Below are 13,767 nucleotides of genomic sequence, written 5' to 3' on the forward strand. Positions count from 1 at the left end.
GTTCGTTACCAGATGCGAGGAGCTTGGAGGTCCCGCGGGTCGTCGGTGGGCTGACAGCCGTGCGCGGTGTCCTCGTACTCCGACCGCGGTCCACCGGCGGCCAGCGTCCGTACGGCGTTGACGAGCCGGTCCACGTGCTCACGCGTCGTACCGAGGCCGAGGCTCGCCCGGACCGCGGTGCCGTGCTCGGGGGAGTCCGCGAGCAGGTGACCGACGAGCGGGTGCGCACAGAACTTGCCGTCCCGGACACCGATGCCGTACTCGGCGCTCAGTGCCGCTGACACGAGCGTCGAGCTCAGACCGGCAACTGTGAAGCAGACAGTGCCGACGCGGTCCGCGTCCTCGCCGAAGATCGAGTACGTCGTGACGCCGGGGAGCTGAGCCAGGCCGGTCCGGAGGCGGGCGAGCAGACTGCGCTCGTGCTGCTCGATCGCGTCGCGGTGCTTGCTGATCGCGGCACACGCCGAGGCGAGGGCGATCGCGCCGATGACGTTGGGGGAGCCGCCCTCGTGCCGCGCCGGGCCGGTCGCCCAGACCACGGTGTCGCCGGTGACCGCGGTCGTCGCGCCACCGCCGTACAGGTACGGGTCGGCGGCGTCGAGCCAGTCGGCGCGGCCGATCAGCGCACCGGCGCCGTACGGCGCGTAGAGCTTGTGTCCGGACAGTGCGACCCAGTCGACGTCGAGTGCGGCGATGTCGACCGGCCGGTGCGGTGCGAGCTGCGCGGCGTCGAGGCAGACCCGCGCACCGTGCGCCTTGGCGACCGCGGCGATCTCCGCGATCGGGAAGATCTCACCTGTCACGTTGGAGGCGCCGGTCACGACCACCAGCCGCGGACCCTCCGGCGCGGTGCGCAGAGCGTCGGCGACGTTGGTCACCGCTTCACTGGGGGAGGCGGGCGCCGTCAGGCGGACGGTGCGCTCGGCCGGCCAGGGCAGGAGCGCGGCGTGGTGCTCGGACTCGAAGACGATCACGGTCGCGTCCGCCGGGACGGCCTGGGCGAGCAGGTTCAGCGCGTCCGTGGTCTGGCGGGTGAAGATCACCTGGTCGTCGGCACGGGCTCCGACGAACGCGTGCACCTCGGCGCGAGCGCGCTCGTACCATTGGGTGGTGATGCGGGACGCATAGCCGTTGCCGCGGTGCACCGACGCGTACGACGGCAGCGCCGCCTCGACGCTGGCCCGGACGGACTCCAGACACGGCGCACTGGCTCCGTGGTCGAAGTTCGCGTAGTCGGTGACTCGGCCGTCGGCCAGCGGGACCAGTAGGTCCGAGCCGACCGTGGTGGGGATGCTGCCGGTGACGAGCCGGGTGACCGTCGGCCGCGGCGTACTCGCGCTGGCCGGTTCGAGGATGGAGAGAATCGACATGCTGCTGCTCCAGGAAGTCCGCACTTGCCGAGCGGCGTATCCGCACGGCCTGGTCTTCACCCGGGGCACCCCACCGCGGAGGAGGGTTGCCGGCCAGCGAGCCGGGGCTTGGCGCTGGCACTCATGACCTGCCGAGAACGGTAACGAACAGCCCTCAGTCCACGCCAGTGGCAATCTCACATTCCGGGATTCCCAAACACATCCTGAGACGTGCAGACTGTTGCCATGATCGGACGGCTGCATCACCTGGCGATCGACTGCCCGGAACCGCTGGAGCTCGCGCGCTTTTACTCGGCGCTGCTCGGCAAGCCCATCACGTACGAGAGCGACGGCTGGGTGGTGGTCGCCGACAACGACCACACGTCAGGTCTCGCCTTCCAGCGTGCGCTCGGCCACCAGCGCCCGCAGTGGCCGGACCCCACACGTCCTCAGCAGATGCACCTCGACGTCATGGTCGACGACCTCGACGCGGCCGGGTCGGCGGTCCTGGCGCTCGGCGCTCGCAAGCTCTCGGCCACTGTGTACGAGGATCCGGCCGGTCACCCGTTCTGTCTCATCCCGCGACCCGGCTGGGCGCCGCCGGTCAATCCGTAATCGATTCGCCCCGCGCGACCGGGGCGTGTTGGATGGCGGCATGACGTTGACTAGGGCGTGGACGGCGCCAGCGGTCGAGCGGCCGGACGGCTCGCTGACTGCACCCGAGGCCGAACTGCTGCGGGGCTACCTGGATTTCTACCGGACCACTCTGCTGTACAAGTGCGCCGGTCTGACGGCCGAGCAGCTGGCCGAGCGGCCGTCGCCGCCGTCCAACCTTTCCTTGCTCGGCCTCATCCGGCATCTCACCAAGGTGGAGCGTATCTGGTTCCGCATCCACTTCGCGGCGGAGTCGCCGGCTGAGCCCCTGTTCGCTCCCGAGCTGGGCAAGGACGCCGATTTCGAGCGCATCGATCCGGCTGAGGCACAGGCGGCGTGCGAAGGCCTGATCGCGGAGTGGAAGCTGTCGGACGAGGCTGCGGCCGGGCGGTCGCTCGACGATCGCTTCACCTTCAGCGGGACCGAGTCGACGCTCCGGATGATCTACATCCACATGATCGGCGAGTACGGCCGCCACTGCGGTCACGCCGACCTGCTGCGCGAACAACTCGACGGCACCACCGGGGCGTGAAGCGACCGCTTGCTCTCGGTCTGTGGCTGCAGCCCGGTTGCGGCGGCGCTGTGACGTTATGTATGGGGCAGCGTAATCGGCGTGTGACACGTGGGACTCGAGAGGTAATCGGGGTAGCCTGCTAGATATGGCGACCCGCACGTCTTCCCCGGCGCGGGCGCAGAAGTCGGCAGCCAAACGGCCGAGTTCGGCTCGTTCGGCTGCTGGTGGACGCTCCCGGCCGTCAGGCGCCCAGAAGCGTGGGCAGAGCGCGAAGCGCGGTGGATCCTCCGCCGCGCGGACCAGCACGCCCAAGAACAGCGGACCTGGCCCGTTCGCGGCCGCCATGATCGTTCTCGGTCGCGGCGTGGTGAAAGTCTGGCTCGGCATCGCGCATCTGATCGGCAGCATGGTGCGCGGCATCGGTCACGGCGCCCGCGAACTCGACCCTGAGCACCGTCGTGACGGCGCCGGCCTGTTCCTGATCGGCCTGGCGGTCGTCGTGGCCGCCGCGATCTGGTGGGACCTCCCGGGCGCGGTCGGCAACGGCATCCGGACCGTCGTCGGCGGCAGCGTCGGCATGCTCGGCTGGGCCGTCCCGCTGATGCTGCTGTTCGTCGCGATCCGCACTCTGCGTCACCCGGACCGCAACGGCCCGGCCGGACGTCAGGTGATCGGCTGGACCGCCATCTCCCTCGGCGTACTCGGCCTGGTCCACATCGCCAACGGTCTGCCCCGTCCGAGCAACCCGGCCGACGGTTCGTTGCGGGACGCCGGCGGCGCGATCGGGTACGTCGTCTCGTCCCTGCTGTCGGACCTGTTGACGCAGTACGTCGCCGCACCGCTGCTGGTGCTGCTGTCGATCTTCGGTGCCCTCGTCGTCACGGGCACTCCGGTCTACGCGATCCCACTGCGGTTCCGTGCGGCGTTCGACGTACTGATGGGGCGTACGGCGCTGCCGGAGGACGCACCGTCCGTCGTGGCCGCGCCGACCGACGACACCGTGCGGCTGACCCGCAAGGAGCGCCGGGCCAAGGCCGCGCAGGAGGAGGACGGCGAGCCGACCATCAAGCCGTACGACTCGCCGGTGCTCGAGGGACGTGAGATCTCCAAGCGAGGCCGCAAGGCCAAGGCGGCTCCGGTTCCTGAGGAGGACGCGTACGACGTCGACGGTGATGCGGCCGCTGCGGCCGGGGCTCCGGGGCTCGGCATCGCCGTCGGGGCCGGCGGTGGTCCCAGCAAGCCGGAAGCGCCGCCCGAGCCGCCTCCGCACACGCCGATCCCGCAGCGGGTCGAGCAGCTCAGCCTCTCCGGCGACATCACGTACACGCTGCCCGACGGTCAGATGCTCAAGCCGGGTTCGGTCCACAAGGCCCGGACCAAGGCGTCCGACGCGGTGGTCGACCGGCTGACCGAGGTGTTCGAGCAGTTCGGCATCGACGCCCAGATCACCGGCTACACGCGCGGCCCGACAGTCACCCGCTACGAGGTCGAGCTCGGCTCGGCGGTGAAGGTCGAGAAGGTCACCGCCCTGAGCAAGAACATCGCCTACGCGGTCGCGTCGGCCGACGTGCGGATCCTGTCGCCGATCCCGGGCAAGTCCGCGATCGGCATCGAGATCCCCAACACCGACAAGGAGATCGTCAGCCTCGGCGACGTGATCCGGTCGGCGACCGCGCGCAACGACCACCACCCGATGGTGGCCGGCCTCGGCAAGGACGTCGAGGGCGGCTTCGTGGTCGCGAACATGGCGAAGATGCCACACCTGCTGGTCGCGGGTGCGACCGGCTCGGGTAAGTCGGTGTTCGTCAACTCGCTGATCACCTCGGTCCTGATGCGGGCCACGCCGGACGAGGTGCGGATGATCCTGGTCGACCCCAAGCGGGTCGAGCTGAACCACTACGAGGGCATTCCGCACCTGATCACGCCGATCATCACCAACGCCAAGAAGGCGGCCGAGGCGCTGCAGTGGGTCGTCCGCGAGATGGACATGCGGTACGACGACCTGGCCGCGTTCGGCTACCGGCATGTCGACGACTTCAACAAGGCGGTCCGCGCGGGCAAGGTGAAGCCGCCGCCGGGCAGCGAGCGCGTGCTCTCGGCGTACCCCTATCTGCTGGTGATCGTCGACGAGCTCGCCGACCTGATGATGGTCGCCCCGCGCGATGTCGAGGACTCGATCGTCCGGATCACCCAGCTGGCCCGGGCGGCCGGCATCCACCTGGTGCTCGCCACCCAGCGGCCGTCGGTGGACGTCGTGACCGGTCTGATCAAGGCGAACGTGCCGTCGCGACTGGCGTTCGCGACCTCGTCGCTGGCCGACAGCCGGGTCATCCTGGACCAGCCGGGTGCGGAGAAGCTGGTCGGCCAGGGTGACGGCCTATTCCTGCCGATGGGCGCGAGCAAGCCGATGCGGATCCAGGGTGCGTGGGTGACGGAGTCCGAGATCCACGGCGTCGTCGAGCACTGCAAGACCCAACTGGAGCCGACGTACCGCGAGGACGTCACCGCCGTCGCCGGGCCGAGCAAGGATCTCGACGACGAGATCGGCGACGACCTCGACCTGGTCGTGCAGGCCGCGGAGCTGATCGTGTCGACGCAGTTCGGCTCCACCTCGATGCTGCAGCGCAAGCTCCGGGTCGGCTTCGCGAAGGCCGGCCGGCTGATGGACATCCTGGAGAGCCGCGGCGTCGTCGGTCCCAGTGAGGGCTCGAAGGCCAGGGACGTCCTGGTCAAACCGGACGATCTAGAGGACTTCATCACCACCCTCCGAGGAGAGTGACCCGTGACCGCCGCGAGTGCACTGCCCAGGCAGGACCATTTCGACCTCGACCCCAAGCCGGTGCCGTTCACCGTCCGCGCCTCGCAGAAGGTGCACGGCGGGCTCGCCCTCGGGGCTTTGCTGGTCGCGGTGGGCTTCGCCACTTCCGCATCCACCAGTCCCACCGGCATCCTGCGATGGTTCGCGGCGGCGGGGTTCGCCGTACTGGCTGTGGTCTGTGCGCGGGCGTTGACGGTCGGGGACATGCTGGTGGCCGACGAGGTCGGCATCCGGTTGCGGATCGGCCACGAATGGATCGGGACGCGCTGGGAGGACATCGACGAGGTGACGGTGCTGCAGCGCCGCCACCTGCTGGACGACGGCCGGATTGCCGTTCATTTGCTGGATCCTGGACCGGTGCTGGGAGTGATGCCGAGTTCGACTCGCAAGACGACTGATGCGAACCGTCGACTGACCGGCTCCTCGCTCGCGGTACCGTTCGGGTTGACGGCTCGGCCGTCGAACGGGGAAGTGGTACAGGCACTGCACATGCTGGCGAATGCCAGATGTCCGGTCAGGGAACAACTCTGATACGTCCGTGACCCCGTCGCACCAAGGCCGTTGACTTGATGTCGACGATCCGGTTGTCGGCATGGCGATGTCGACGGACCGCGGAGATACGCCGGGCGATGGAGAGGATGGTGGGGACGTGAGCATCGGCAGCGAGCTCACGGCGGCCCGGGAACGGGCCGACATGTCGATCGAGCAGTTGAGCGCCGCCACCCGGATCAGAACCGGGCTGCTCGTCGCCATGGAGGCCGACGACTTCTCCCGCTGTGGCGGGAACTTCTACGCCCGCGGCCATATCCGCTCGATCGCCCGGGTGGTCAAGGCTGATCCCGCACCACTGCTCGCCGCCTTCGACGCCGAACACGCCGTCGAGGAGGAGAAGGCTCGCCGCGAGGAACGCGCCGCAGTCAAAGGCCCGACCCTGCATCCGGCCCGGCCGCGGTGGGCGCTCGTGGTCGGCGCGATCCTGGTGAGCCTGATGGGCTGGGGGATGGTCCGCCTCTTCACCCTCCCCAGCGACATCGAGGCCAACGCCTCCAAGACCGCGACCACCGCCGCGACCGTCACGACTCCCACGCCCAAGCCGACGCCGACCGTCCGTCCCACGCGGACGCCGTCCAAGAAGCCACCGGTGCTGAAGACCGAGCTCACCCTCACTGCGAAGGGGGACGGCACCTACCTGACGGTCCGCGACAAGAAGGGCAAGCGCCTCTTCCAGGGGCACCTCAACCCCGGGATCGCTCAGTCCGTCACCACGACCGGGGACATCCGCATCACCGTCGGCATCCCGGCCAACCTCATCGTCACCCTCAACGGCCAACGCCAATCCACCAAGCTGTACCGCTTCACCGCCCACCCCGACGGCACCCTCACCAAGTACCCGTCGAATTGACCTCTCGCCGCTCGGGGTCTTCAGGTCGCGGAGCGTGGTCCTGAGTTAGGTGCCGGGCTGCGCGGCGCGTCATACTCGGGGGGATGACTACGCCACCCACCACCGTCGCCCTGGTCACGCTGGGCTGTGCCCGCAACGATGTCGACTCCGAGGAACTGGCCGGCCGGCTCGAAGCCGGCGGGTTCCGGCTGGTCGAGGACGCCGCCGAGGCGGACACCGTGGTGGTGAACACCTGCGGGTTCGTCGAGGCCGCGAAGAAGGACTCGGTCGACACGCTGCTCGCCGCCGCCGACTACAAGGACTCCGGCCGCACCCAGGCCGTCGTCGCGGTCGGCTGCCTGGCCGAACGGTACGGCGACCAGCTCGCCGAAGCGCTCCCGGAGACCGACGCGGTCCTCAGCTTCGACGACTACGCGGACATCTCCGACCGCCTCCGCTCGATCCTGGCCGGCACCAAGCACCAGGCCCACGTCCCGCGCGACCGCCGCAAACTCCTCCCGCTGGCCCCCGCCGACCGAGCCTCCACCACAGGCATAGCCATCCCCGGCCACGGCGACCCGACCCGCGTCCAGGACGCCGGCCACATCCCCGACCAGCTGAGGCCGGCGCGCGAGGCGTCTGCCGCTGACGACGCCTCGGTTGACGGGCCCGCCCTGAAGGGCCGCTTCGCCACCGGTCGGCCCGAAGAGCTGAAGATCGAGGCCCCCGACCTCACCTCCGCCCCGGCGAGCGGCCCGCGCGTCATGCGCCGCCGCCTCGACGGCGGCCCGATGGCTCCGCTCAAGCTCGCGTCCGGCTGCGACCGCCGCTGCGCGTTCTGTGCGATCCCGATGTTCCGCGGTGCGTTCGTCTCGCGCCGCCCCGCCGAGGTCCTCCGCGAAGCCGAGTGGCTGGCGGAGAACGGCGTACGCGAGCTCTTCCTCGTGTCTGAGAACTCCACCTCGTACGGCAAGGACCTCGGCGACCTGCGCCTGCTCGAGACCCTGGTCGGCGAGATCGCCGCGGTCCCCGGCATCACCCGCGTGCGCGTCTCGTACCTGCAGCCGGCGGAGATGCGCCCGACGCTGGTCACCGCGATGACCTCGACCCCCGGCGTCGTCCCGTACTTCGACCTGTCCTTCCAGCACGCCTCCGGTCCACTCCTGCGCCGGATGCGCCGCTTCGGTGACTCGGAGCGTTTCCTCGAGCTCATCGCCCAGGTCCGCGCGGCTGCCCCGACGGCCGGTATCCGCAGCAACGTCATCGTCGGCTTCCCGGGCGAGACCGAGGACGACGTCGACGTCCTGTGCGACTTCCTCTCCCGCGCCGGCCTCGACGCGATCGGCGTCTTCGGCTACTCCGACGAGGACGGCACCGAAGCCGAGACGTACGACGGCAAACTCGACGAGGACACCATCGCCGCCCGCCTCGACCGCGTCACCCGGCTTGCCGAAGACCTCACCTCAGCCCGAGCCGAGTCCCGTACCGGCGAACTCCTCGAAGTCCTCGTCGAATCCCTCGACCCCACCCCCTCCGTAGACACCAAGACCGCAACCGGCACCGAGTTCTCCGCCGACAGCTCCACCTCAGGCGACGAAGCCGGGCGTACGGGGGAGGGGCGGGCCGCTCATCAGGGACCGGAGGTGGACGGCTCGACGACGGTCACGGGTCTGCCGGCGGGCGTCCGGGTCGGCGATCTGGTGTCCGCGAAGGTGGTCGGGAGCGACGGAGTCGACCTGATTGCCGAGTTCGCGGCACTCGTGAGCACCCGCGACGGCCGTCCGGCAGTTAACCTGACCGCGTGACCAACTCGCCGACGAACCCGGCGTCGCACGCATCCTCCGGTCCGCTCCACGCCCCCAGCGTGTGGAACGTGCCGAACGCGCTCACGGTCCTGCGGCTGCTCCTGGTCCCGCTGTTCGTCTGGCTGCTGCTTCGCGACGGCGGCGACGGCGACGGCAACCGCCTGCTCGCCACCGCTACGTTCGTCGTCGCGATCGTCACCGACCGCTTCGACGGCGACATCGCCCGCCGCTGGAACCTGGTCACGAACTTCGGCAAGATCGCCGACCCGATCGCCGACAAGGCGCTCACCGGCGCCGCCTTCATCGGTCTGTCGTATCTCGGTGAACTCCCGTGGTGGGTCACCGTCGTGGTGCTGGTCCGCGAGTGGGGTGTGACGGCACTGCGTTTCTGGGTGATCCGGCACGGCGTGATGCCGGCCAGCCGCGGCGGCAAGCTGAAGACCGTGCTCCAGGCGATCGCGCTCGGCCTCTATCTCCTCCCGTGGCAGTCGTTCGCGCCCCTCCACTGGACCGCCGTCGCGTTCATGGCCGCCGCCGTCATCGTCACGATCGTCACCGGCATCGACTACGTGGGCCGAGCACTCCGCCTCCGCGCCGCCGCGAAACGCCCCCTCCCGTGACCCCGGCCCGGCGTGTCGACGTCCGGGGTCAGTCGGGAAGTCTGGTGGGGTTGCTGAGATCTGTTGGGGAACTGGTGGAGGTGACAGGTGGCCGGTGGGGACGCGGAGCTCGAGGTGGTACTCGCGCGCTTGGTGGGGCTGTTGAAGGATCGTGGGGAGACGCTTGCCACAGCTGAGTCGCTGACCGGCGGACTGGTTGGAGGCGCGCTGACGGATGTGCCGGGCGTGTCGGCGGTCTATCGCGGTGGAGTTGTCGTGTATGCGACTGACCTGAAGGCCAAGCTTGCGGGCGTTCCTGAGGACCTTCTGGCTGCCGTGGGGCCGGTCCACCCAGATACGGCCGCTGCCCTCGCCGCCGGCGTACGGGAGCGGCTGGAGGCCACCTATGGCCTTGCCACGACCGGTGTGGCCGGACCGGACCCGCAGGCGGGGATCGAGGCCGGGACGGTGTACGTCGCAGCGGCCGGACCGGGCTCTGTACAGGTGCGGAAGTTGCAACTGACCGGTGACCGGGCAGCGGTACGCCGAGCAAGTGTGCAGGCCGTTCTTGAACTCGGAGCAACTCTTGTGGCGGAAGAACTCGACTGATCGAGGTGTTGAGACCACCATGGGGACAGGTAGGACAGACAGGCGCGGCGCACCGAAGGTGGACATTGCGAGGAGTAGTGACCCAGCAACGGGTACCGTTGGTTCCTACGGTCGAGCTACCGTGCGAGTAGAAACGACCGGACAGGCGGAAGGGAGAAACCTCATGGTGCTGGTTCGTGGCCTGCTGGGCGACGTCCTGCGGCGTAAGCGGCTGCGCCAGGGGCGCACGCTCCGCGAGGTATCCGCCGACGCCCGCGTCAGCTTGGGCTACCTCTCCGAGGTGGAACGCGGCCAAAAGGAAGCCTCCAGCGAACTCCTGGCCGCTATCTGCATGGCCCTGGACGTCCCGCTGTCCACCGTCTTCGCCGAAGTCAGCGAAGACCTGGCCCGCGAAGAGGCCCTGGTCCTGACCCACCCCACCATCGAGCCCGAGGTAGTAGCCTCCGCCGCCTAACGGCCCAGGCCCACCGCCTCCACAGCCCGACATCATCGCCTCCGCCGCCTGACCAGGCTTAAGGCTGTTCGCCGCGCCGGCCCGGGTCTTCTGCGTTAGCGGTGTCGGATCGCCGGCTCGAGAGCATGCTCGGCGCGCGTGTCCAAGGTCTCGCAGCATGCGAGAGCGGCTGCCGTTGCTGCCGGGCTGGACGGAAGGAGCGGCAGGCGCACGTCTGGGCTGGGAATCCGGCCGCGAGCCGCCAGTACGGACTTGATCACCGCAGGATTGGGCTCGGCGAAGAGCGCGCGGGCCAGCGGAACGAGCCGGTTGCCAAGCTCACGCGCGTGTTCGAGCGGCCCGTCGCGCCAAGCGGCGAGGAGGTCTGCGTACGCCCGCGTCGCCACATTGGCGCAGGCCAGGATCGCCCCGTGTGCCCCGAGTGCCAGCAGGGGTCCGACGTACAGGTCGTCGCCGGCTAGAACCGCGACATCCTCCGGCGCGCTGCTCATGAACTCGACAGTCGCATCGTCGATCCCCCCGACTGCGTGCTTGAACCCGGCAACGTTGGGGATCCGAGCGAGCCGCCCGAGGGCATCCGCGCCCAACGGCCTACCTGTGCGGTAGGGAACGTTGTACACGAGCAATGGCACCGGACTGGCAGCCGCAAGTCGCCGGAAATGCTCGACGACGCCATCCTCGGACGGGCGGGTGTAGTAGGGGACAACCGTCAGAGCAGCGGTGACGCGCGGATCGATCGCGGCGAGCGAGTCAATCGAGCCGGAGGTCGAGTTCGACCCGGCGCCGAGAATCACGTCTGCGCCGCGCTCCACGCACACGTTGGCGCAGATATCGACCACCTTGCGCCGCTCCGCGGATGTCAGCGTCGCCGGTTCGGCAGTCGTGCCCAAGGCAACGATCCCGGCCGCTCCGTCATCGAGGACGGCATGGGCGAGTGCCTCCAGCGAATCGGAGGCGAGTTCATCTGCGGCGGTGAACGGCGTGACGAGCGGAACGAAGAGACCAGAGAGCGACATGCCTCGACGATCACGCATTCCGCTCTGCAGATCCAGTTCGCGTTTCTGTCGTCGAGCGTAAGCTGAGCTGATGCTCGACGTACGCAGACTCCGGCTCCTCCGCGAGTTGGCCCACCGCGGAACGATCGCCGCCGTTGCCGAGGCGTTGACTTACTCGCCGTCGGCGGTGTCACAACAGCTCACCGCCCTCGAACGCGAGACCGGCGTACCGCTACTCGAACGGACCGGCCGGCGAGTCACGCTGACCCCAGCCGCACGCGTCCTCGTCGAGCGCACCGAGTCGATCCTCGCGATCCTGCAGGAGGCCGCCGCTGACCTGGCATCAACCGCAACCGCACTCACCGGAACCGTGCGTATCGGCGTCTTCCCGACTGCTGTCCCGACCATCCTGACGCCAGCCGTCGTCGCCCTCAGCACCGACCATCCGGGCCTCGACCTCATGGTCACCGAACTCGATCCGGCGTCGATGCCCGATGCCCTCCGCGATGAAAGCCTCGACGTCGCCCTGCTTCAGGAATACGACTACGTCCCAATCGCCTCCGATCCCGGTTTGCAGACAGAATCACTGCTCGAAGAAACCGTCCACCTGGCTGCCCTGACGACCGGACCATTGACCGACCGGCGTGATTCCCCATGGATCGCCGGCACCCCAGGGACCCTCTGCCACTCCCTGACCATCCGGGCCTGCGAGGCCGTAGGATTCACGCCCCGCATCCGCCATCACGCCGACGACTTCGGCGCAGTGCTCGCGCTGGTGGCGGCCGGCCAAGGCGTCGCCTTCGTCCCCGACCTGGGCGCCGCCGCGCCACCCGTCGCCGTCGTACTGACGCCCCTCTCCATCCGACGTAGAACCCACCTGGCCTTCCGCCGCGGCACCGCCACCCACCCAGCCATCTCGGCCGCCCGCACAGCCCTACACGCAGCCATCGCACCTCCGAGCTCGACATCCACGAGCACCACCTCTACGGGCGCCATATCCATGGGCACGACCTTGCGGCACGTCTAGCAGTGATGGCTCCAACCGCTGGTGCACGTCCCGAGCGGTTGCCGTCACCAAGCGCACCACCCGGCCTCACCCGGGCCCTCGCTGAACGGGAACTGGTCGGCCATTAGCGCCTGTCGTCATTGGCGTCTCGCTTGGGGGTGGGGTGGCTGGTGCTTGGTTGGATGAGGGTGACGCGGTGGGGCCAGAGGAGTTGAAGGGCCGGGAGGGGAGACTCGTCTGGGTCGCGGAACATGTGGTTGGCGGTGAAGAGGTGGGTTGCCGAGTCCGGGAACCGGACGAGCTCGGCGGTTTCTGGTGGTGGGAAGAATGCCGAGAGGTCGTCGCCTTCGTCGAAGACAGAGCCGTCCATCACTGCCCAGGCCAAGGGTTTGAGGCCTAGGTAGGCCCAGGCTGGATCGGGATCGAAGACGATGATCTCCGGGTGGCGGTACAGGCTCAGTCCGAGGCTGTATCCGAAGCCGGGATTGCGGGCGCCGTCGCCCTCGACGTACTGCATCGTCCAGCCGTAGGTCTGGATGTTCCGTTCGATCTGCCGCGAGTACTGCTCGTTGGTCAAGCCACCGCACCTGTCGCACATCAACCTCTCCTCTCGTTCGAACAAATGTTCGATGCGTCAGAGAAGATATCCGTGTCGCGTCCCGGTGATGGCGTTGTCCACAGGTCAGTTCTCGGGCTGGCAGGCCGGGCACCAGTACGTGATCCGGTCCCGGGGTGGTTCGCCGAGCGAGGCGGTCAGGATCGTCGTACCGCAGCGGCGGCAGGGTTTGCCGGCGCGTTCGAAGACCCAGGATCGCTGGCCGGGTCGGTCGACGCCGGTGCTCACCTGGGTGCCGTTGCGGACATTGGCCTTCATCAGTCGCCGGCTGAGGTCGACCGCCGCGGGTACGTCGACCGCGGACACCGGTCGCCATGGGTGGAGGCCGAGCAGGAAGCAGACCTCGGTGCGATAGAAGTTGCCGATGCCGGCCAGGTTCCGCTGGTCGAGCAGCGCCTCGCTGATGGTTCGCTTCGGGTCGGCCTCGACGTTGGCGATCGCGACGGCGCGGTCGAACGACGGCGACAGAAGATCCGGCCCGAGGTGACCGACGACTGTCTCCTCGGCGTCCGTCGCGACGAGGTCGAGCACCGGCAGTCGGTAGCCGACGGCCGTCCAGGAGGCGGTCTCCAGTACGGCGCGGATCTGGTGATCAGGTCCGCCATGCCATCGCTCTCCGGGGCGGTACAGATGCCAGCTCCCGTCCATCCTGAAGTGACTGTGCACTGTTACTCCACCGGAGAGGCGCATGAGCAGGTGCTTGCCGCGTGCAACGACCTCCAGCACCGTGCGACCGCTGAGGTCAGTCGTCGCCAGTGACGGCACGCGGAAGTCTGTCCGGGTCAGCTCCTGCCCGCCGAGCGCCTGATTCAGCCGCTTGCAGGCCCGCCAGACGGTATCTCCCTCAGGCATTCCCGATCACCCCAGCCATCTCACCAGCATCGCCGATCGCCTGAGTGTCGTGCTCGCGGCCATGGGTCCGTGGCCTGGAGAGGTGATTCGCAAGTGCCGGGCAATGGGGTGGGTT

General features: G+C 68.9%; 14 protein-coding genes and 1 riboswitch. Of the genes, 10 read left to right on the plus strand and 4 right to left on the minus strand.

Going from position 1 to position 13,767, the window contains the following annotated elements; all coding sequences use genetic code 11:
• Positions 1–5: 5 nt before the first annotated feature.
• A complete protein-coding gene (locus OG558_RS29860) occupies positions 6–1,370 on the minus strand; it encodes an aminotransferase class V-fold PLP-dependent enzyme (protein ID WP_405065965.1) in 1,365 nt (454 codons plus the stop codon).
• Between the two features lie 15 nt (positions 1,371–1,385).
• Positions 1,386–1,499: riboswitch (SAM riboswitch) on the minus strand.
• A gap of 96 nt (positions 1,500–1,595) precedes the next feature.
• Between OG558_RS29860 and OG558_RS29865 the strand changes: the two genes are divergently transcribed.
• From OG558_RS29865 to OG558_RS29905, 9 genes are all read left to right on the plus strand, one after another.
• Entirely contained in the window at positions 1,596–1,964 is a 369-nt protein-coding gene (locus tag OG558_RS29865; RefSeq protein ID WP_328521685.1) for a VOC family protein, read from the plus strand.
• Positions 1,965–2,004: 40 nt separating this feature from the next.
• The gene (locus OG558_RS29870) at positions 2,005–2,535 is read left to right on the plus strand and encodes a DinB family protein (RefSeq protein WP_405065966.1); all 531 of its coding nucleotides are present in this window, start codon (positions 2,005–2,007) and stop codon (positions 2,533–2,535) included.
• A 127-nt stretch (positions 2,536–2,662) separates the two neighbouring features.
• Positions 2,663–5,296 (plus strand): DNA translocase FtsK 4TM domain-containing protein, encoded by a 2,634-nt coding sequence (locus OG558_RS29875; RefSeq protein WP_405065967.1) that lies wholly within the window; start codon positions 2,663–2,665, stop codon positions 5,294–5,296.
• Between the two features lie 3 nt (positions 5,297–5,299).
• The gene (locus OG558_RS29880; RefSeq protein ID WP_329475942.1) at positions 5,300–5,866 is read left to right on the plus strand and encodes a hypothetical protein; all 567 of its coding nucleotides are present in this window, start codon (positions 5,300–5,302) and stop codon (positions 5,864–5,866) included.
• A 118-nt stretch (positions 5,867–5,984) separates the two neighbouring features.
• Positions 5,985–6,737 carry a helix-turn-helix domain-containing protein gene (locus tag OG558_RS29885; RefSeq protein WP_405065968.1) on the plus strand — a complete coding sequence of 251 codons (753 nt, stop codon included), beginning with the start codon at positions 5,985–5,987 and terminating at the stop codon, positions 6,735–6,737.
• A gap of 83 nt (positions 6,738–6,820) precedes the next feature.
• On the plus strand, positions 6,821–8,521 hold the full coding sequence (locus OG558_RS29890) for a MiaB/RimO family radical SAM methylthiotransferase (protein ID WP_405065969.1): 1,701 nt from the start codon (positions 6,821–6,823) through the stop codon (positions 8,519–8,521).
• Positions 8,518–9,141, plus strand: a complete 624-nt coding sequence (pgsA, locus tag OG558_RS29895; RefSeq protein ID WP_329475945.1) for a CDP-diacylglycerol--glycerol-3-phosphate 3-phosphatidyltransferase — start codon at positions 8,518–8,520, stop codon at positions 9,139–9,141. The genes OG558_RS29890 and pgsA overlap by 4 nt, the downstream gene beginning before the upstream one ends.
• An 87-nt stretch (positions 9,142–9,228) precedes the next feature.
• Positions 9,229–9,729 carry a CinA family protein gene (locus OG558_RS29900; RefSeq protein ID WP_405065970.1) on the plus strand — a complete coding sequence of 167 codons (501 nt, stop codon included), beginning with the start codon at positions 9,229–9,231 and terminating at the stop codon, positions 9,727–9,729.
• Between the two features lie 163 nt (positions 9,730–9,892).
• Positions 9,893–10,183 (plus strand): helix-turn-helix transcriptional regulator, encoded by a 291-nt coding sequence (locus tag OG558_RS29905; protein ID WP_328521677.1) that lies wholly within the window; start codon positions 9,893–9,895, stop codon positions 10,181–10,183.
• Between the two features lie 95 nt (positions 10,184–10,278).
• On the opposite strand, the gene dapA is transcribed toward OG558_RS29905, so the two are convergent.
• Positions 10,279–11,199 carry a 4-hydroxy-tetrahydrodipicolinate synthase gene (gene dapA / locus OG558_RS29910; protein ID WP_405065971.1) on the minus strand — a complete coding sequence of 307 codons (921 nt, stop codon included), beginning with the start codon at positions 11,197–11,199 and terminating at the stop codon, positions 10,279–10,281.
• A 70-nt stretch (positions 11,200–11,269) separates the two neighbouring features.
• Between dapA and OG558_RS29915 the strand changes: the two genes are divergently transcribed.
• Positions 11,270–12,205: a LysR family transcriptional regulator gene (locus tag OG558_RS29915; RefSeq protein ID WP_405065972.1), complete on the plus strand. Its 936-nt coding sequence runs from the start codon at positions 11,270–11,272 to the stop codon at positions 12,203–12,205.
• 103 nt (positions 12,206–12,308) lie between these two features.
• On the opposite strand, the gene OG558_RS29920 is transcribed toward OG558_RS29915, so the two are convergent.
• Together OG558_RS29920 and OG558_RS29925 are read right to left on the minus strand one after the other, a co-directional pair.
• A complete protein-coding gene (locus OG558_RS29920) occupies positions 12,309–12,761 on the minus strand; it encodes a DUF4262 domain-containing protein (RefSeq protein ID WP_405065973.1) in 453 nt (150 codons plus the stop codon).
• A gap of 105 nt (positions 12,762–12,866) precedes the next feature.
• Positions 12,867–13,652, minus strand: coding sequence for a DNA-formamidopyrimidine glycosylase family protein (locus tag OG558_RS29925; protein ID WP_329475950.1), 786 nt, complete (start codon positions 13,650–13,652; stop codon positions 12,867–12,869).
• Positions 13,653–13,767: the final 115 nt, after the last annotated feature.

Origin of the sequence: Kribbella sp. NBC_01510, from assembly GCF_045040325.1 — a bacterium.
Taxonomy (GTDB): domain Bacteria; phylum Actinomycetota; class Actinomycetes; order Propionibacteriales; family Kribbellaceae; genus Kribbella.